The sequence below is a fragment of the Hydrogenophaga flava NBRC 102514 genome (genome assembly GCF_001571145.1).
Classification (GTDB): Bacteria; Pseudomonadota; Gammaproteobacteria; order Burkholderiales; family Burkholderiaceae_C; genus Hydrogenophaga; species Hydrogenophaga flava.
Genome location: NZ_BCTF01000002.1, coordinates 258,898 through 276,422 on the forward strand (window position 1 = coordinate 258,898; position 17,525 = coordinate 276,422).

Sequence of the window (17,525 nt, forward strand, 5' to 3'; positions counted from 1 at the left end):
GAGTCCTCATGTCCTTTCACGCCCAACTGCTGCAACAGACCGAACAGGCCCGCATGGGTCTGCTCTCCGCGCCCATCATCCAGGGCTGCCTGCGCGGCGAAGTCTCGCTGCCCAGCTACATCGCCTTCCTCACCGAGGCCTACCACCACGTCAAGCACACCGTGCCGCTGCTGCAGGCCTGCCAGGCCGCGCTGCCCGCGCACCACGCATGGCTGAAGCCCGCACTGGACGAATATGTGGAAGAGGAGAAGGGCCACGAGGAGTGGATCCTGGACGACATCCGCGCCTGCGGCGGCGACGCCGAGGCGGTGCGCCACGGCCGTCCCGGCCACGCCGCCGAAGTCATGGTGGCCTACGCCTACGACACCATCCAGCGCGGCAACCCGCTGGGCTTCTTCGGCATGGTGCACGTGCTCGAAGGCACCAGCGTCTCGCTGGCCCTGCTGGCGGCCGACAACATCCAGAAGCCGCTGAACCTGCCGGACTCGGCCTTCAGCTACCTGCGCTCGCACGGTACGCTGGACCAGGAGCACACGGCCCACTTCCAGCTGCTGATGGACCAGATCAGCGACCCGCAGGACCAGGCCGACATCGTGCACAGCGCGAAGGCGTTCTTCCGGCTCTACGGCGACGTGTTCCGCGGCCTGCCGCTGCCGCAATTGGCGTCGGCACAGCCCGCGCGCGAGGCGGTGGCCGCATGAAGGCCGCGAACGCGCGTGTGGTGATCACCGGCGCGGCCGGTGGCATCGGTGCCGCCAGTGCCGAGGCGCTGCTCAAGTCCGGCGCGGCGGTGATGCTGGTGGGGCGCTCGGCGTCCCGCCTGGAAGAGCTGGCGAGCCAGCTCGGACGCAGCACCGGCGCCAATCCCGCGCGGGTGGCCTGCCGGGTGGCGGACCTGACGCAGCCGAAAGATCTGGACAGCCTGTCCGCGCAGGCGGCGGTCTGGGGCTGCAACGTGCTGGTGCACAACGCCGGGCTGCCCTCGTTCGGACGGCTGCAGGACCAAACCCCCGAGCAGATCACGGCGGCGCTGCAGACCAACCTGCTGGCGCCCATGTTGCTCACGCGCTGCCTGCTGCCGCACCTGCTGGCCCAGCCGGCATCACAGGTGATGTGCGTCGGCTCGGCGCTGGGGGCCATTGGCCTGCCTGGCTACAGCGTCTACAGCGCGAGCAAGTTCGGTCTGCGCGGCTTTGCGCAGGCGCTGCGCCGCGAGCTGGCCGAGACGCCCGTGACGGCTCAGTACCTGGGCCCGCGCGCCACGAAAACCGCCTTCAACAGCGAGGCCGTGGAGGCCTACAACCGCGCCACTGGCACCGCCAGCGACCGCCCCGAACAGGTGGCCGCCGAGCTGGTGGCCCTGCTGGAGAGCGGGGCGGGGGAGCGCTTTGTCGGCTTTCCCGAGAAGTTCGCTGCGCGCCTCAACGGCCTGGCGCCTGCGCTGCTGGACGGCAGCTTCAAGCGCCACAGCCGACACCTGCAGGCGACCGGCGATGTCCGGCCCGTCCTGAGTTCCTGAATCACCGATGTTCCCTTCCGGAGGTATTGCCATGTCCCTTTCTTCGAACCACACCCTCACCACGTTCTCGCGCCGCCACCTGACCTCTGCCCTGCTGGCGCTCGCCGGCCTGTCCCTGCTGCCGGCGGCCCAGGCCGCCACGGTCGAAGAGTCCGTGACCGAACTGCAGCAGGCCTGGGAGGTCATCAACTACAAGACGCCTGCGGCCGAAAAGGAGAAGAAGTTCGAGGCCCTGGCCGCGCGCGCCCACAAGATCAGCGAGAGCTTTGCGGGCCGCCCCGAACCCCTGGTCTGGGAAGGCATCATCCTCAGCTCCTGGGGCGGCGCCAAGGGCGGCCTGGGCGCGCTCGGCCTGGTCAAGCAGGCCAAGGTGCTGTATGAGCAGGCGATCCAGATCGACGGCAACACGCTCGACGGTTCGGCCTACAACAGCCTGGGCGTGCTGTACTACAAGGTGCCCGGCTGGCCCATCGCCTTCGGCGACAAGGACAAGGCCCGAGACCTGCTGCAGAAGGCGCTGACGATCAACCCCAAGGGCATCGACGCCAACTACTTCTTCGCCGACTACCTGGTGGAGACCGGCGAACCGCAGAAGGCCGTGGCCCACCTGGAGAAGGTGATGCAGGCCGCGCCCCGCGCCGGCCGCCAGATCGCCGACGAAGGCCGCCGCGCCGAGGCGCGCGAGCTGATGGAAAAGATCAAGTCGAAGTGACGTCCGACGGGCGGCGGACGCTCAGGCGTTCGCGCGCCGGTAGGTGACGAAGGCCAAGGGCAGGCCGCTGGCGCTGACCTGCTCGTCCCGCGCGACCTCGCGCCACTCGCCACCCAGCACGGGCGCGAAGGCATCGCCTTCGAAGTCCCGCGCGATCTCGGTCACCACCACCTCGGTGGCCAGCGGCAGGGCCTGCGCATAGATCTGCGCGCCACCGATCACCCAGGCGGTGCCGCCGGCAGGGCAGAGCCCGTGCGCGGCTTCCAGTGAGTGCGCCACGCTCGCGCCCTCGGCGACGAAATCCGTGTCCCGCGTCACCACGATGTTCAGCCGGCCGGGCAGGGGGCGGAACTTCGGCGGCAGCGAGTCCCAGGTCTTGCGGCCCATGATGACCGGGCAGCCCAGGGTGGTGCGCTTGAAGTGCGCCAGGTCCTCGGGCAGATGCCAGGGCAGCCGGTTGTCCTTGCCGATCACGCCGTTGGCGGCGCGGGCATAGATGAGGTGGAGCGAAGCGGGGGCGGTGGTCTCAGGCATCAGGCGATTGTGCCGCGCCCGCCCGCCGCTTGAGCATGCCGGCGGGCAGCAGCACGCTGGCGATCGCCACCATCACGAACACCATCGCCAGCCAGTCCTGCCAGTGCGGCACCTCGCCGGTGATGAAGGTGGCGCTGAGCGTGCCCACCAGCGGGATCGCCATCACGCTCATGGCGCTGGTGGCCGGCGGCAGGTCGCGCGCCATGCCGAACCAGATCAGCTGCGCGAAGCCGTAGTTGATCAGCACGCCGTAAGCGAGACTGATCCACATCATCGGCGTGAAGCTGGCGGGCTGTGGCAGCGGTTCCAGCGACAGCGCCAGGGCCCAGACCACGCCGCTGCCCAGCAGCAGCATCCAGACCGTGACCACCAGCGGCGAGAGCGTGAGGTGGGCGCGGCGAAACATCAAAGTGCCCAGCGCCCAGCAGGCCGCGGCGCCCAGCATCCAGGCCACACCCGCGGGCCGGCCCGAGAGGCGCTGCAGCTCGTGCCACAGCAGCAGGCCGATGGCCAGGCTCACGCACACCACCGCCAGCCGCACGCGCGGCGTGATGCGCTCGCCGAAGAAGGCGGCACCGATCAGCACGGTGAAGATGGGCATGGTGAAGCCCAGGATGGCGGCGCGGCCCGAAGCCAGTTCCTGCACACCGAAGATGGAGAGCGTGTGCCAGCCCAGCACGTTCGGCAACCCCAGCCAGGCGATGGTCAGCCATTCCTTGCCGGCGGGCCGCATGCGCTCCCCTTTGGACGCCACGTAGGCGAACAGCCAGGCCGCGCCCAGCAGCATGGTGCTGGCGCGGAAGTACAGCGGCGAGAGCTGCTGCAGCGAGAGCTTCATCATGGGCCAGTTGACCCCCCACATGAGCGTGAGGGCCAGCAGCGCCCAGAGCTGGCGGCGCGAGATCACAGAAAGATGGTCAGACTGCGACGGGCGCCTTGATGGCCGGGTGGCACTCGTAGCCGACCACCTCGAAGTCCTCGTATTCGTAGTCGAAGATCGAGGCCGGCTTGCGCCTGATGTTCAGCGTCGGGTAGGCGAAGGGCTGGCGGCTGAGCTGCAGCTCCACCTGTTCGTGGTGGTTGCTGTAGATGTGGCAGTCGCCGCCGGTCCAGATGAAGTCACCCACGTCCAGGTCGCATTGCTGCGCCAGCATGTGGGTCAGCAGCGCGTAGCTGGCGATGTTGAACGGCACGCCCAGGAAGATGTCGGCGCTGCGCTGGTACAGCTGGCAGCTGAGCTTGCCGCGGCCACCCGGTTCGGTGGCCGGGGCCACGTAGAACTGGAAGAAGGCGTGGCAGGGCATGAGCGCCATCTGGTCCAGGTCGGCCACGTTCCAGGCGCTGACGATGATGCGGCGGCTGTCGGGGTTGGTCTTAAGATGTTTGACGACTTCGCTGATCTGGTCGATGTGCCCGCGAGAACCGTCGGGATTGGGCTTGGGCCAGTTGCGCCACTGCACGCCGTAGACCGGGCCGAGTTCGCCGTCTTCGCGCGCCCATTCGTCCCAGATGGTGCAGCCGCGCTCCTGCAGCCACTTCACGTTGGAATCGCCGCGCAGGAACCACAGCAGCTCGATGATGATGGCCTTGAGGAAGACCTTCTTGGTCGTCACCAGCGGAAAGCCCTCGTTCAGGTCGAAGCGCATCTGGTGGCCGAACACGCTGCGCGTGCCGGTGCCGGTGCGGTCGCCTTTCTGCACGCCATGCTCATAGACATGGCGCATGAAATCTTCGTACTGGGAGCGGACGGGGCGGGTGGTCGGGGCGGTCATCCCCCCATTTTGCCTGCACGGTTGTGGCCCCAGAGGGCAGCGGCTAGGATCGCCCTTCGCCACCACCGACCACATGAGGAATGCCATGAGCGAGCTGGTCTTCTACACCAACCCCCAGTCCCGGGGCCGCATCGCACACTGGATGATGGAAGAGGTGGGGCAGCCCTACCGCACGGTCTGGCTCGACTACGGGCCCGATATGAAGTCTGCCGAGTACCGTGCGGTCAACCCGATGGGCAAGGTGCCCGCCCTGCGGCACGGTGATGTGGTGGTGACCGAAGCCGCCGCAATCTGCACTTACCTGGCCGATGCCTTTCCAGAGTCCGGTCTGGCGCCCCCGCCGGGCGACCCGATGCGCGGCACCTGGCTGCGCTGGCTGTTTTTCGCTGCGGGGCCGCTGGAACAGGCGATGACGGCCAGGGCGATGGGCTGGCAGGTGCCGCCCGGGCGTGAGCGCATGGCGGGCTTTGGAAGCTATGGCGACACGCTGGACGCGCTGGAGACCGCCCTGCGGCCCGGGCCGTTCATCTGCGGTGAGCGTTTCACCGCGGCCGACGTCTACCTGGGGTCGAGCCTGACCTGGGGCCTGATGTTCGGAACCATTGAGAAGCGCCCCGTGTTTGCCGACTATGTGAAACGGTTGGGCGGGCGCCCGGCGGCACAGCGTGCCGACCGCCTCAACGAAGAACGACTCAAGGCGCAGCCCGCGGGCTGACCCCGCCTGGACTGGCGTGCAGGTGCCGACCGATCAGCGCAGCACCCGGCCGGGGTTGAGGATGTTCTGCGGGTCCAGCGCCTGTTTGATCAAGCGCATCAGCGCCAGCGCCACAGGGTCCTTGTAGTCCGGCAGCTTGTCGACCTTGAGGCTGCCGACGCCGTGTTCGGCGCTGATCGAGCCCTCGAAGCGCGCGACCTGGTCGAACACCAGGTGGTTGACCCGCTCCTCCTTCTCGCGCAGGAAGGTGGCCGGGTCGCCGCCCTCGGGCGCCTGCACGTTGTAGTGCAGGTTGCCGTCGCCAAGGTGGCCGAAGTTCACCAGGCGCACGCCGGGTATCTCGCGCTGCAGCAGCGCGTCGGTCTCGGCGCAGAAGGTGGGAATCTTCGACACCGGGATGCTGATGTCGTGCTTGATGTTCAGGCCCTCTTCGGCCTGTGCCAGCGGAATGCTTTCGCGGATGTGCCACAGGGCGTGGGCCTGCGACAGGCTCTCCGCCACCACCGCGTCGCTGACCACGCCGTTCTCAAAGGCGGTCTCCAGCAGCCGCTCGAACTGGCCGCGCGCGTGGTCTTCGGACTCGCTGTCGCTGTTTTCCAGCAGAACGCAGTAGGGGTGATCGGCCCACAGCGGCACGCGCTGCTGCGCAAAGTGTTTCGCCACCAGTGAAAGGGCGAACTGGCCCATGACTTCGAAGCCGGTCAGACCCGCGCCCAGGTGCCGGTGCGCCAGGCCCAGCAGCTGCACCGCCGCCTCCAGCGAGGGAACGGCGGCCCAGGCGGTGAGCTGCGCGGCCGGCAGCGGGTAGAGCTTCATGGTGGCGGCGGTGATCACGCCCAGCGTGCCTTCGCTGCCGACAAAGAGGTCGCGCAGGTCGTAGCCGGTGTTGTCCTTGCGCAGGCCCGAGAGACCATTCCAGACCTCGCCCTGCGCCGTCACCACCTCCAGGCCCAGGCACAGCTCGCGCGCATTGCCGTAGCGCACCACCTGGGTGCCGCCGGCGTTGGTGGCCAGGTTGCCGCCGATGGTGCAGCTGCCCTCGGCCGCCAGCGAGAGCGGGAACAGGTAGCCGGCCTTCTCGGCGGTGTCCTGCAGCACCTGCAGCACGCAGCCGGCCTCGACCGTCATCGTGAGGTTGTCGCCGTCGATGGCGCGCACGGCGTTCATACGGTTCAGGCTGAGCACCACCTGGGTGCCGCTGCCATCGGGCACCGAGCCGACCACCAGGCCGGTGTTGCCGCCCTGGGGCACGATGCTCGCGCCCGCCGCGGCGCAGGCCTTCACCACCGCCGCCACCTCGGCCGTGTGGCCGGGGCGCACCACCGCGAGGGCGCGGCCGTGCGAGCGCTTGCGCCAGTCCTGTTCCCAGGCCGAGAGGTCGGTGCCCGGGTCGTCGTGTGTCAGCACCTGGGCGTGGCCGACGATGCTGCGCAGGGTGGTGATCAGTTCGTTCATGGCTTCCTCGACGGCGGAACCGGGTCGGCGGCAAAGCCGGCCTCGGCGGCCCGGCGGGCGGCGTCGGCCGCGATGGCCTCCTTGCCCGCGGCGCGCAGCCGGGTGCGGATGTGCCAGGTGCAGGCCACGAAGAGCACCACACACAGCAGCAGCTCGATGCCGGCAAGCAGGGCCGAGAGGGGGTTCTGGTCGCTGGTCAGACGCACTGCGCCTTCGGCCGCGTACAGCCAGACCAGCAGGCTGAGCCAGCGGTAGGTGTACATGCGGTTCTTGAGCAGACCCGCCAGCGGCAAGGTCAGCGGCAGCACCTTGAGCACCAGCCAGGAGCCGCCGGGCCGCAGCGGTGCCAGCCAGAGTTCCCAGGCCAGGCACAGCGCGATCAGCGCCACCAGGCTGCCGACTGCGAGCTGGCGGGAGCGGGCCACGCCCGCGGGAACCGGGGCCATGGCGGTCGCGGGGGAAGAGAGGGAGTGCGGGTCTGTCATGGCGGGTGGCATGATACCGGGATGACTGTTTCCGAGCGCCTTGCCGACGCCCAGACCCTGCTCGCCGAGCTGTGGCAGAACCTGCTGCGTTTCCCCTGGCGCACCACCGCGCTGACCCTGCGCGAGCGCTTCCGCGAAGACCGGCTGGGCGTGACCGCGTCCAGCCTCACCTTCACCACCACCATCTCGCTGGTGCCGCTGTTCACGGTGGCGCTGGCCATCTTCAGCGCCTTCCCCATGTTCGGCCGGTTGCAGATCACGCTGCAGCGCTGGCTGGTCGAGAGCCTGGTGCCCGACAACATCGCCAAGCAGGTGCTGAGCTACCTCAACCAGTTCGCGGCCAAGGCCGGGCAGATCGGCTGGGTGGGGGCGCTGATCCTGCTGGGCACTGCGCTGGCGCTGATCCTCACCATCGACCGCAAGCTCAACGACATCTGGCGCGTGCGCACCTCGCGGCCGCTGACACAGCGTGTGCTGGTCTACTGGGCCGTGCTCACCCTGGGCCCGCTGCTGCTGGCCGCCAGCCTGACCGCCACCTCCTACGCCGTCACCAGCACCGGCGTGACTCGCTCGGGCAGTGTGCGCGTGCTGCTCGACTCGCTGCAGTTTGTGCTGATGACCGGCGGCATGGCCGCGCTCTACCGCTTCGTTCCCAACACCAAGGTGCGCTGGTCGCACGCGCTGGTGGGTGGCCTGTTCACCGCGGGTGCGCTGGAGCTCGCCAAGGGCGTGCTGGCCTGGTACCTGGGCCAGGTGCCGACCTACTCGGTGGTCTACGGCACCTTCGCCACCGTGCCCATCCTGCTGGTCTGGTTCTACGTGGCCTGGGTGATCGTGCTGCTGGGCGCGGTGGTCGCGGCCTACCTGCCCAGCCTGCTTTCGGGCATCGCCCGGCGCGGCAACTACCCGGGCTGGCGCTTCCAGCTGGCGCTGGAGACGCTGGTGCAGCTGCAGCTGGTGCGCGAGGCGCCAGCGCGTGGCTTGAGCCTCGACGCGCTGGCCCAGGCGCTGCAGGTCGATCCGCTGCACCTGGAGGAGCCGATCGGCGCGCTGGTGGCGCTCGACTGGCTGGGCCGGCTGGATGAAGAGGACGAACGTTACGTGCTGCTGCAGGACCCGGCCAATCTGCCGGTGGCCCCGCTGGCCCAGCGCCTGCTGCTGCCCGATTCGCCCAGCACCGAGGCCTTCTGGGCGGTCAGCGGGCTGCGGAACATGACGGTGGCGCAGGCGCTGGCGGCGCCGTCGGTGCCTTGATCAACCTGCGCTGAAAAGCGCCGACAGGAACCCCCGGAACCGCGCCCGCCCACCGCGCACCGGTGGCGCGCTGAGTTCAAAGCGTGGAAAGCGGTCCAGGAAGCGCCCGATGGCGATGCGGCCTTCGAGCCGCGCCAGGCTCAGGCCCGCGCACTGGTGGATGCCGAAGCCGAACGCCAGGTGTTTGTTGCCCTCGCGGCGCAGGTTCAGGGTTTCGGGGTGCTCGTACACCGCGGGGTCGCGGTTGGCGGCGCCGATGCACAGGGTGACCAGTGCGCCGGCGTCCAGCACCTCGCCGCCCACCGTGGCCGCCGTCAGCGCACGCCGGTTGCCCAGCTGGTTGGACGACTCGAAGCGCAGGCATTCGTCCACCGCCAGCGTCAGCACCTGTTCCCGGGCCGCCTCGTTGGTGCCCGTCGCGAGCAGGTCGGCCAGCAGCTGTTCGCGCTGGGCCGGGAACTCCTGCATCAGGATCAGGCCGTTGCCGATCAGGTTGGTGGTGGTTTCGTGGCCGGCGTTGAGCAGGAAGATGCAGTTCTGCAGCAGCTCGACCTCGCTGAGCTTCTCGCCACTGGCCTCGCCCTGGATCAGGCGCGTGAGCACGTCGCGCTCCGGGTCACCCGGGGTCTGGCGCCGCTCGGCCACCAGCGTGCGCAGGTAGGCCAGCATTTCGGTCACGCTGCGGTTGCCGGCCGCGTGCTGTTCGGGCGTGGGCACGGGTTCAAGCGCGCCGAGGATGGCCAGCGACCAGTCGCGCAGCGGGCCGCGGTCGGCGTGCGGAACGCCCAGCAGGTTGCCGATGATCTCGACCGGGATCGCGGAGGCGAAGTCCTCGACCAGATCACCGCCACCCTGCGCCTCGATGCGGTCGAGCAGCTGGTCGACCAGGGTCACCAGGCCCGGTTCCATGTCGGCAATCGCGCGGCGGGTAAGGGCGCCCATGATCAGCTTGCGCACCCGCGTGTGCAGCGGTGGGTCGTTGAACACCAGGCTGGTGGTGTGGTGCTCGTACAGCGGCGAGTCCACGCCGTACTTGGGCGCGAACTCGACGTGCTTGTCGGAGCTGAACACCGCGGCGTCGCGGTACACCGCCATCAAATCGGCGTGGCGCGTGAGGAAGAGCGAATCATCGGGCATGCGCCGCACCGGCTCGTGTTCGCGCAGCAGGGCGTAGACCGGGAACGGATTGGCCAGGAAGTCGGCGGGCAGGGCGCGCAGGTCGAACGTTGCGGTGATCTCGCGCGCGCGCTCGGCGCTCATGGGCGGGGTGATCTGTTGCGGCTGGATCATGGTGCGGCCATTCTGGCGCCGCCGCGCCGCGCTCAGGCGCGCTTCTTCTCGGGGTTTTCCTGCAGCATCTGCCGCGCGATCTCGCCGATGCGCGCCACCGCCTGCATCTCCAGCGTGGTCCAGGGACCGGAGAAGTTCAGGCGCAGGCAGTTCCGGTAGCGGTCGGTGGCGGTGAAGAACCCGCCGGGGCCGAAGGTGATGCCTTCGGCGGCGCAGCGCTGGAACAGTTCCATGGCCGACAGGTCGGGCGCCAGCTCCAGCCAGAGCGTGTCGCCCGACGGCGGGTTGCTCACCTTGGTGCCCGGCGGGAAGTGGTGCGCGATCAGGCGGCGCGCCTCGTTGCGGCGCTGGTTCATGTAGGTGGTCAGGCGCCGCAGGTGGGCCTCGTAGCTGCCCTGGCTCAGCAGGTCGGCCAGGGCTTCCTCCAGCACCACCGGCGTGGCCGCACCCTGCAGCCGCTTGTGCGAGGCCACGCTGTCGCGCCAGCGGCCTGCCTCGACCCAGCCCAGGCGGATGCCGGGTGTGAGCGTCTTGGCAAACGAACCGCAGACCATGACGTTGCCGTCGGTGTCGAAGGACTTGGCGGCTTTGCGGCGCTCGTCGCCGGCCAGCAGGTCGTTGAACACCACATCCTCGATCAGCGGCACCCGCCGCTGCGCCAGCAGCTTCACCAGCTTCTGTTTGGCGCTGATCGGCATCACCGAACCCAGCGGGTTGGACAGCGTGGGCGCGGCCAGCACGGCCTTGACCGGCTGCGTGTCCAGCGCGAGTTCGAGCGCGGGCAGGGACAGGCCGGTGGCGGGGTGCGTGGGGATCTCCAGCACGCGCAGGCCCAGCGACTCGATCAGGTCGAGGTAGCCGAAGAAGGTGGGCGACTCCAGCGCCACCACGTCGCCGGGCTGGGTCACGGCGCGCAGGCAAAGGCTGACGGCCTGGGTGCAGCTGGCGGTGATGACGATGTGCGCCGCGTCCAGCGCGCAGCCCAGGTGCAGCGCGCGCCGCGCGACGGCCTGGCGCAGGGCGGGGCGGCCGGCGTCGGCCTTGTTGTATTCGGTCAGGCTGTGGCGGTGCACGCGCGAGGCGCGGCCGATGGCGACGCGCAGGCGCTCTTCGTCGAACAGCGTGCTCTGTTCGGGCGCGAAGCCGCCGAAGCTGGCGCGGTCGCCCGGCTGGTGCAGCATGGCGAAGCCCTCGGAACGGGTCTGCCGCTCGACCAGAAAGCTGCGCTGCGGCGGCGCGCTCAGGCCGGGCTGGGCGATGCGCTGTGGGCGCCGCACGAAGTAGCCGGCCTTGGGGCGCGCCTGCGCCAGACCCTGTTCTTCGAGCTGGCGGTAGGCCTGCAGCGCGGTGGAGATCGACACGCCGTGTGTCACTGAGGTCTCGCGCACCGAGGGCAGGCGCTGGCCAGCCTTGAGGGTGCCCCCATGAATGAGCTGTGCCAGGGCCTGCGCGATCTGCTGGTACAGCGGCGTGTCGGGGGGCGACACCGGTGGAACCGGGCGCAGCGCGGGGGGCTGGGAGGGCTCGGGCATGGACGGTCCATGCTAACCGAGCGCCGGCGGGCCGGCGCCGCCGGTGGTCTGCCGCCGACCAGCACAGTTGGGTGCCAAGCCGACCACACAGATGCGGATCTGTGTGGTGCTGAGCGGGCATGCTGCTGCCGACCTGTGTCTGTTGCGATGGGACGGAACACCGGACAGTGGGGCCTCATTCACGAAAGGTCCGACATGTCCACCAGCCAGCCCTCCGCCACCCGCCTGTTCCCGCTGCAGACCCGCGTGATCCACGCCAGCGCCGGCATGCGCCTGCGCGTGGTCAGCGGCCGGCTCTGGCTGACGCAGCCGAACATGGCGCAGGACCTGTTCCTGGGCCCGGGCGCGGTGGTCGATCTGCTGCAGGACTGGGTGGTGATCGGCGCCGATGCCGAGCCCAGGCCGCAGGACGGCGCGCCAGAGGCCTACAGCGAATACCTGCTGGTGTCCCTGGTGCCGGCGACACCGCGCCCGCGCATCCTGGCGGCGCTGCGGGACGCCCTGGCGTCGGCAGGCCGCAGGCTCGGCGCGCTGGGGCCGGCCCTGGTCAGGCGCTCTTCGTAGGCAAGGAAAAGTAGAAGGTGGCGCCGAAGTCGATGGCGCCTTCGGCCCACGCCCGGCCGCCGTGCCGGGCCACGATCCTGAACACGGTGGCCAGGCCGACGCCCGTGCCTTCGAAGTCCTCGACGCGATGCAGGCGCTGGAAGACACCGAACAGCTTGTCGCTGTACTTCATGTCGAAGCCCGCGCCGTTGTCGCGCACAAAGATCACCACTTCACCGGACCGCTCGGGCTGACAGCCGATGGTGATCTCCGTCCGCTCGCGCTTGCGGGTGTACTTCAGGGCGTTCGAGACCAGGTTCACCAGGACCACGCGCAGCATCGCCTGGTCACCCTCGACCACCGGCAACTTGGCAATCTCCCAGTGGATGTCCCGGCCGTGTGTTTCCAGCGCCATCTCCGCAAGCACGTCGTTCACCAGCGCCTCCAGGTCGACCGCAGAGCGACTCATCTGCGCGCTTCCCGCCCGCGAGAACGAGAGCAGATCGTCGATCAGCGTGCCCATGCGGCGGGTCGCTCGGGCAATCATGTCGACGTACCGGTGGTCTTCCTCACCGAGCGTGGGGCCGGCGCTGTCGCGCAGCAGCGTGAGGTAGCCGTCGATGTGGCGCAGCGGCGCCCGCAGGTCGTGCGAGACCGACGAGGAGAAGGCCTCCAGCTCCTTGTTCTTGGCGGCCAGTTCTGCGGTCCGTTCGCACACCTGCCGCTCCAGTTGCTGGTTGTAGCGCCGGATGCGGCGCATGCGAAGCCGGTCAACGCCGTACACCAGGCCCGCGAGAAACACCACCACCAGACCCATGAACCACCAGGTGTTCCACCAGGGCGGGGTGATGACAACGGTGAGGTTGGTGCCCAGGGTGTTCCACACGCCGTCCTCGTTCGATCCCTGCGACTGGAACAGGTAGTTGCCCGGCGGCAGGCTGGTGTAGACGGCCAGACGCTCATTGCTGTTGACCTCGCGCCAGCTGGATTCGAAGCCGAGCAGCCGGTAACGGTACCGGTTCTTGGGCGGCGCGACGTAGCTCAGCGCGGCGAACTCGAACGAGAGGCTGTTCTGGAAATGGGGCAGGGTCAGCGAGGACACCCGGTTGATGTTCTTCTCCAGCACCGCCGGCTCGCCACCGACCGGCACAGACTTGCCGAACAGCCGGAAATCGGTGAGCAGCACCGGCGGCACGAACGGGTTGTCCTCCATGCGGGCGGGGTCGAAGACGTTGAAGCCGTTGATGCCGCCGAAGTACATCTCCCCGGTGCGGGCGCTCTTGTGGAAGGCGGTGAAGACGTTGAACTCGTTGCTCTGCAGGCCATCGAGCACGTCGTAGTTCCGGAACGTCTTCGTCTCGGGGTTGAAGCGGGCGAGACCGTTGTTGGTGCTGATCCAGAGGTGGCCCTGCCCGTCCTCCAGGAGGCCTTCGATGGTGTTGTTCGGAAGTCCCTCCTTCTGCGTGTAGACGCTTGTGCAGATGCCACGGGCGCGGTCGAAGGCACACAGGCCGCCGGTGGTGCCCACCCAGAACCGGCCCGCCTGGTCTTCGTGCAGCACCCGCACGGCGTCGTCGGGCAGGCTGGACAGGTCCTTCGGATTGCTCCGGTACCGGGTGAAGGTCTCCGTGGCCGCATCGAAACGGTTGAGACCGCCACCTTCCGTGCCCACCCACAAGGTGCGTGCGCGGTCCTCGTAGATGTCGGTGACCGAACCGCCGCCGAGGCTGCCCGGGTTGCCCGGCTCGTGCCGGTACTGCCGGAACGTTTCCGTCGCACGGTCAAAGCGGTTCAGCCCGTTGTTCCATCCGCCCGCCCAGAGGACGCCGCTGGTGTCGCGGTAGAGCGCACGGATGATGTCGTCGCTGAGGGCCTGGGGGTTGTCCGCGGACGCCCTGTAGGCCTTGAACCGCTGGGTGGCGGGATCGAAGCGGTTCAGCCCGCCGTTGTAGGTGCCGAACCAGAGCGTGCCATCCGGGTCTTCCTGCGTGGCCGTCACCGACCCGTTGGAGATGCTGGCCGGATCGTTCGGGTCGTTGCGATAGGTTCGCCACGTGTTGGCCCCTCGATCCCATCGGTTGAGGGTCCGGTCGTTGCCGATCCACACGATGCCGTTGCGGTCTTCGAAGACAGAGAGGATGAAGTTGTCTGCCACACTGTTGGCGTCTGGCCCGTGCCGGTAGCGGGCGAACTTGGGCGGCCGTGTGGATAGCTTGTTCGCGCCGCCGCCCAGGGTGGCCATCCACAGCGTTCCGGACGGGTCTTGCCAGAACGAGCTGATGAAGTTGTTGCGCAGGCTGTGCGGGTTGCTGGGGTCGTTCCTGTACTGGATGACCTGACCCAGGGCCAGGTCCAGTTTCAAGACCCCCGCGCCTTCCGTGCCCAGCCAGAGGACGCCGTGTGCATCCTCATGGAGGTCCTTGATCGCGTTGAGACTGGCCGCGTCCCGCAGACCGTTCGCGATGGGATGTCGTGTGACACGACCGGTCTGGCGATCCAGCGAGGCCAGGCCCCCGCTGGTCAACACCCAGAACCTTCCGGCCCGGTCTTCGTGGACCGCGTGCACGCGCGGGTTGGGCAGCGAGTGCGGGTCTTCGGGTTGAGCGGTGTACCGGGTGATCCGGCCCGTGGCCGGGTCCAGCCGGTTCAGTCCTGCGTCCGCCGTGCCGATCCAGAGCATCTGTTCCGAATCCTGGTAGACGCTTTCGAGGTTGTTGCTGCCCAGGCTGTTGGCGTTCTGCGGGTCGTGGCGGAAGTAGGTCACGGCACCTGTGCGCAGATCGATCCGGTTGAGGCCGCTGTCGTTGGTGGCCACCCAGAGCACCCCCTGCGGGTCCTCCAGCAGGCCCTTTCTGGAGATGCTGTTGCTGCTCAGGCTGGTGGGGCTGGAAGGGTCGTGGCGATAGTGCGTGAAGGTCTCGGTGGCGGGGTCGAACCGGTCGACCCCGCCACCGGTGGTGCCCAGCCACAACACCCCGTCTCCCCCGGCGTGTATCGCGTGGACGGTGTTGTGTGCAAGGCTGTTGGGGTTGTCCCGGTCGAAGCGGAAGGTCCGCAGGGAATAGCCGTCGTAGCGGCTCAGGCCGTCACCGGTGGCAAACCACAGGAAGCCCTGGGTGTCCTGCGCGATGCCGTACACATTGCCCGAAGGCAGTCCCGATTCGCCTGTCAGTGCCGTGAACTGTGCGTCCCTGCCAGGCACGACGGTCAGTTGCACGACATCCGGGACCCCGCGGGCATGGACTGATGTCGCCACCGAGCCCACGAGCGCCAGCACCGCAAGAAATCGCGTGATCAGCGTTCCCAAGGATGCGCAAGCGTTCATCACTTTTGTCGCCAATCAGGTGCATTTCGATATTTACTTTTCGCTACACATTCTTCAGTATTGCAGGCCTTCCCGTGGTTGACAAATGTCACGGTTCCCGCTGCGGTGTGGACGAAGCCTGTCCGTCGGGTGCGTTTGCGTTGCGTCTGCGCCCTTTCGGCGTCAGCGTGTGAGGAAGTCGCGGATGGCGAACAGGGTCAGGTCGGGGGTTTCGGTCATCTGGTGGTGGCCGACCGGCAGGGTCACCACCTGCACCGTCTTGCCCGCTGCCTGTGCGGCCTTGAACAGCCCCTGTGCGGCCTTGGGCTGGGTCATCTGGTCCACGCCACCGAGCAGGAACAGCACCGGGCAGGTGAGGGCGGCCATGGCCGCTTCACCGCCCGCGTAGCGGTCGCAGGCCACAAAGCCGCGGTGGAACACGTTGACCTTGGGGTTGCTGCGCAGCACGCGCCGGCCCAGCGCCATGCCGGCGCCGTAGACCCAGGTGCCCGGGCCCAGCGCCGAGGGCGGCGCGGCCAGCGTCGAGCGCGAGAACACGTTGACCATGGTCAGCGCCTTCTCGGGTTCGTTGAGCGAGGCTTCGATCAGCGCGGGCGACACCTTCATCAGGAAAGCGGTGCCCACCAGCACCGTGTGCGTCACGCGATCTTTCAGGCGCGCCGCCGCTTCCATGGCGATCAGCGAACCCCAGCTGTGGCCGACCAGCGCGGCTTTCTGCACGCCGGCGGTATCGAGCAGGGCGCCGATGAAGTCGGCCGCTTCTTCGACCGTGGAGGGCGCTTCGCCGGCGCTGCGGCAGTGGCCGGGCAGATCGACAGCCAGCACGTTGAAGCCGTGGTTCGCGAGGTAGCGGCTCTGCAGGATCCAGACGCTGTGGTCGTTGAGCACGCCGTGGATGAAAACGACGGTGGGTTTGGCCGGGTCGAAGGCCTTGCCGCCGGTGTAGCAATAGGTACTGGCGCCGTTGACTTGCAGGTACATGGTCAGGCTCCCGCTTTCTCTGCAGCCTTCAAGGCGCGCTTGAGGTCGTCGATCAGGTCGTCCGCATCCTCCAGCCCGATGGACAGGCGGATGGTGCCGGGGCCGATGCCCGCGCCGGCCAGCGCCTGGTCGCTCATGCGGAAGTGCGTGGTGCTGGCCGGGTGGATCACCAGCGAGCGGCAGTCGCCCACGTTGGCCAGGTGGCTGAAGATCTTGAGCGCTTCGATGAAGGCCTTGCCCTGTTCGCGCGAACCCTTGATGTCGAAGCTGAACACCGAGCCCGCGCCTTTGGCGCCGTGCTTGAGCAGCTTGTTCGCCAGCGCGTGGCTGGGGTGCGATTCGAGCAGCGGGTGGCCGACCCGGCCCACCATCGGGTGGCTGGCGAGGAACTGAACCACCTTCTCGGTGTTGCCCATGTGGCGATCCATCCGCAGCGACAGCGTCTCCAGCCCCTGCAGGATCAGCCAGGCGCTGTGCGGGCTCAGGCAGGCGCCGAAGTCGCGCAGTCCTTCGCGGCGCGCGCGCAGCAGGAAGGCGCCCACGGTGCTTTCTTCGCTGAAGGTCATGCCGTGAAAGCCGTCGTAGGGCTCGGTCAGTTCCGGGAATTTGCCCGAGGCGTCCCAGTCGAAACTGCCCGCATCGACCACCACGCCACCGATGACGGTGCCGTGGCCACTGAGGAACTTGGTGGCCGAGTGGTAGACCAGATCGGCGCCGTGCTCGAAAGGTTTGACGAGGTAGGGTGTGGTCAGCGTGCTGTCCACCAGCAGCGGCACCTGTGCCTCGTGCGCGATCTGCGCCACGGTCGGCATGTCCAGCACGTCCAGGCCCGGGTTGCCCACGGTTTCGCCGAAGAACAGCTTGGTGTTGGGCCGCACGGCGGCTTTCCAGCCGTCGATGTCGCCCGGCTTCACGAAGGTCGTTTCAATGCCGAAGCGGCGCAGCGTGTAGTGCAGCAGGTTCTGGCTGCCACCGTAGAGCGCGGTGCTGGCGACGATGTGCGAGCCGGCGCCCATGAGCGTGGCGATGCTCAGGTGCAGCGCCGCCTGGCCGCTGGCCACCGAAATGGCGCCAATGCCGCCTTCGAGCGCCGCCATGCGCTGCTCGAACACCGCGTTGGTCGGGTTGCTGATGCGGCTGTAGACGTGGCCGGCACGCTCGAGGTTGAACAGGGCGGCGGCGTGGTCGCTGGACTCGAAGACGAACGAGGTCGTCAGGTGGATGGGCACGGCGCGGGCGCCGGTGGTCGGGTCGGGGGTGGCACCGGCGTGCAGCGCCAGGGTGTCGAAGCCGGGGTCGGAATATCCGGGCATGCGTGTGTCTCCGAAGGTCGCGTCCGGGCGAACCCGGTATGTTGTTCGCGCAGATTGTGGGCTATATTCGTTCCCACGCCTGCTCAGCCGGCGAC

Annotated in this window: 16 protein-coding genes; 6 read left to right on the forward strand and 10 right to left on the reverse strand. The window is 68.5% G+C overall.

What is annotated here, in order from left to right; genetic code table 11:
* The first annotated feature begins 8 nt into the window (after positions 1-8).
* Genes HFL01S_RS02990 through HFL01S_RS03000 form a run of 3 tightly spaced genes read left to right on the forward strand, consistent with a single transcriptional unit; the run spans position 9 to position 2,231 of the window.
* Positions 9-701, forward strand: a complete 693-nt coding sequence (locus tag HFL01S_RS02990; RefSeq protein WP_066254431.1) for an iron-containing redox enzyme family protein — start codon at positions 9-11, stop codon at positions 699-701.
* Positions 698-1,519 (forward strand): SDR family oxidoreductase, encoded by an 822-nt coding sequence (locus HFL01S_RS02995; RefSeq protein WP_066254437.1) that lies wholly within the window; start codon positions 698-700, stop codon positions 1,517-1,519. The genes HFL01S_RS02990 and HFL01S_RS02995 overlap by 4 nt, the downstream gene beginning before the upstream one ends.
* A gap of 31 nt (positions 1,520-1,550) precedes the next feature.
* Entirely contained in the window at positions 1,551-2,231 is a 681-nt protein-coding gene (locus HFL01S_RS03000) for a tetratricopeptide repeat protein (protein ID WP_066254440.1), read from the forward strand.
* A 21-nt stretch (positions 2,232-2,252) separates the two neighbouring features.
* Here HFL01S_RS03000 and HFL01S_RS03005 read toward each other — a convergent pair whose 3' ends face one another.
* From HFL01S_RS03005 to HFL01S_RS03015, 3 genes are read right to left on the reverse strand one after another with little or no spacing between them, the layout of a single operon-like run.
* On the reverse strand, positions 2,253-2,765 hold the full coding sequence (locus HFL01S_RS03005; RefSeq protein ID WP_066254443.1) for a dihydrofolate reductase: 513 nt from the start codon (positions 2,763-2,765) through the stop codon (positions 2,253-2,255).
* On the reverse strand, positions 2,758-3,672 hold the full coding sequence (locus tag HFL01S_RS03010; RefSeq protein ID WP_084383062.1) for a DMT family transporter: 915 nt from the start codon (positions 3,670-3,672) through the stop codon (positions 2,758-2,760). The genes HFL01S_RS03005 and HFL01S_RS03010 overlap by 8 nt, the downstream gene beginning before the upstream one ends.
* A 10-nt stretch (positions 3,673-3,682) precedes the next feature.
* Positions 3,683-4,537, reverse strand: a complete 855-nt coding sequence (locus HFL01S_RS03015; protein WP_066254449.1) for a thymidylate synthase — start codon at positions 4,535-4,537, stop codon at positions 3,683-3,685.
* Between the two features lie 85 nt (positions 4,538-4,622).
* Between HFL01S_RS03015 and HFL01S_RS03020 the strand changes: the two genes are divergently transcribed.
* On the forward strand, positions 4,623-5,252 hold the full coding sequence (locus HFL01S_RS03020) for a glutathione S-transferase family protein (RefSeq protein WP_066254452.1): 630 nt from the start codon (positions 4,623-4,625) through the stop codon (positions 5,250-5,252).
* A 33-nt stretch (positions 5,253-5,285) separates the two neighbouring features.
* Here HFL01S_RS03020 and HFL01S_RS03025 read toward each other — a convergent pair whose 3' ends face one another.
* Together HFL01S_RS03025 and HFL01S_RS03030 are read right to left on the reverse strand one after the other, a co-directional pair.
* Positions 5,286-6,707: an FAD-binding oxidoreductase gene (locus tag HFL01S_RS03025; protein WP_066254457.1), complete on the reverse strand. Its 1,422-nt coding sequence runs from the start codon at positions 6,705-6,707 to the stop codon at positions 5,286-5,288.
* Positions 6,704-7,153, reverse strand: a complete 450-nt coding sequence (locus HFL01S_RS03030; RefSeq protein WP_066254460.1) for a DUF2069 domain-containing protein — start codon at positions 7,151-7,153, stop codon at positions 6,704-6,706. Before HFL01S_RS03030 ends, HFL01S_RS03025 begins: the two co-directional genes overlap by 4 nt.
* 60 nt (positions 7,154-7,213) lie before the next feature.
* On the opposite strand from HFL01S_RS03030, the gene HFL01S_RS03035 reads away from it, so the two are divergent.
* Positions 7,214-8,446, forward strand: coding sequence for a YihY family inner membrane protein (locus HFL01S_RS03035; RefSeq protein ID WP_066254462.1), 1,233 nt, complete (start codon positions 7,214-7,216; stop codon positions 8,444-8,446).
* On the opposite strand, the gene HFL01S_RS03040 is transcribed toward HFL01S_RS03035, so the two are convergent.
* Entirely contained in the window at positions 8,447-9,736 is a 1,290-nt protein-coding gene (locus tag HFL01S_RS03040; protein WP_157538745.1) for a cytochrome P450, read from the reverse strand.
* Positions 9,737-9,768: 32 nt separating this feature from the next.
* Positions 9,769-11,268 carry an aminotransferase-like domain-containing protein gene (locus tag HFL01S_RS03045; RefSeq protein WP_084383064.1) on the reverse strand — a complete coding sequence of 500 codons (1,500 nt, stop codon included), beginning with the start codon at positions 11,266-11,268 and terminating at the stop codon, positions 9,769-9,771.
* A 195-nt stretch (positions 11,269-11,463) separates the two neighbouring features.
* Here HFL01S_RS03045 and HFL01S_RS25350 point away from each other — a divergent pair, with 195 nt between their 5' ends.
* The gene (locus HFL01S_RS25350; RefSeq protein ID WP_066254464.1) at positions 11,464-11,832 is read left to right on the forward strand and encodes a DUF2917 domain-containing protein; all 369 of its coding nucleotides are present in this window, start codon (positions 11,464-11,466) and stop codon (positions 11,830-11,832) included.
* Here HFL01S_RS25350 and HFL01S_RS03055 read toward each other — a convergent pair.
* The 3 genes from HFL01S_RS03055 to HFL01S_RS03065 all read right to left on the reverse strand — a co-directional run bounded on the left by HFL01S_RS03055 (position 11,816) and on the right by HFL01S_RS03065 (position 17,430).
* On the reverse strand, positions 11,816-15,028 hold the full coding sequence (locus tag HFL01S_RS03055) for a ligand-binding sensor domain-containing protein (protein WP_169802304.1): 3,213 nt from the start codon (positions 15,026-15,028) through the stop codon (positions 11,816-11,818). The two genes, HFL01S_RS25350 and HFL01S_RS03055, sit on opposite strands and share 17 nt — an antisense overlap.
* A gap of 270 nt (positions 15,029-15,298) precedes the next feature.
* The gene (locus HFL01S_RS03060) at positions 15,299-16,117 is read right to left on the reverse strand and encodes an alpha/beta fold hydrolase (RefSeq protein ID WP_066254470.1); all 819 of its coding nucleotides are present in this window, start codon (positions 16,115-16,117) and stop codon (positions 15,299-15,301) included.
* 2 nt (positions 16,118-16,119) lie between these two features.
* Positions 16,120-17,430: an O-acetylhomoserine aminocarboxypropyltransferase gene (locus tag HFL01S_RS03065; protein ID WP_066254472.1), complete on the reverse strand. Its 1,311-nt coding sequence runs from the start codon at positions 17,428-17,430 to the stop codon at positions 16,120-16,122.
* Positions 17,431-17,525 lie beyond the last annotated feature (95 nt).

Bases quoted from the DNA above. Each gene is read 5' to 3' on its own strand.
- HFL01S_RS03045 (WP_084383064.1), bottom strand. From the start codon at position 11,268: ATGCCCGAGCCCTCCCAGCCCCCCGCGCTGCGCCCGGTTCCACCGGTG.
- HFL01S_RS03005 (WP_066254443.1), bottom strand. From the start codon at position 2,765: ATGCCTGAGACCACCGCCCCCGCTTCGCTCCACCTCATCTATGCCCGC.
- HFL01S_RS03025 (WP_066254457.1), bottom strand. From the start codon at position 6,707: ATGAACGAACTGATCACCACCCTGCGCAGCATCGTCGGCCACGCCCAG.
- HFL01S_RS02990 (WP_066254431.1), top strand. From the start codon at position 9: ATGTCCTTTCACGCCCAACTGCTGCAACAGACCGAACAGGCCCGCATG.
- HFL01S_RS03030 (WP_066254460.1), bottom strand. From the start codon at position 7,153: ATGGCCCCGGTTCCCGCGGGCGTGGCCCGCTCCCGCCAGCTCGCAGTC.
- HFL01S_RS03040 (WP_157538745.1), bottom strand. From the start codon at position 9,736: ATGATCCAGCCGCAACAGATCACCCCGCCCATGAGCGCCGAGCGCGCG.
- HFL01S_RS25350 (WP_066254464.1), top strand. From the start codon at position 11,464: ATGTCCACCAGCCAGCCCTCCGCCACCCGCCTGTTCCCGCTGCAGACC.
- HFL01S_RS03065 (WP_066254472.1), bottom strand. From the start codon at position 17,430: ATGCCCGGATATTCCGACCCCGGCTTCGACACCCTGGCGCTGCACGCC.
- HFL01S_RS03015 (WP_066254449.1), bottom strand. From the start codon at position 4,537: ATGACCGCCCCGACCACCCGCCCCGTCCGCTCCCAGTACGAAGATTTC.
- HFL01S_RS03000 (WP_066254440.1), top strand. From the start codon at position 1,551: ATGTCCCTTTCTTCGAACCACACCCTCACCACGTTCTCGCGCCGCCAC.
- HFL01S_RS03035 (WP_066254462.1), top strand. From the start codon at position 7,214: ATGACTGTTTCCGAGCGCCTTGCCGACGCCCAGACCCTGCTCGCCGAG.
- HFL01S_RS03060 (WP_066254470.1), bottom strand. From the start codon at position 16,117: ATGTACCTGCAAGTCAACGGCGCCAGTACCTATTGCTACACCGGCGGC.
- HFL01S_RS02995 (WP_066254437.1), top strand. From the start codon at position 698: ATGAAGGCCGCGAACGCGCGTGTGGTGATCACCGGCGCGGCCGGTGGC.
- HFL01S_RS03020 (WP_066254452.1), top strand. From the start codon at position 4,623: ATGAGCGAGCTGGTCTTCTACACCAACCCCCAGTCCCGGGGCCGCATC.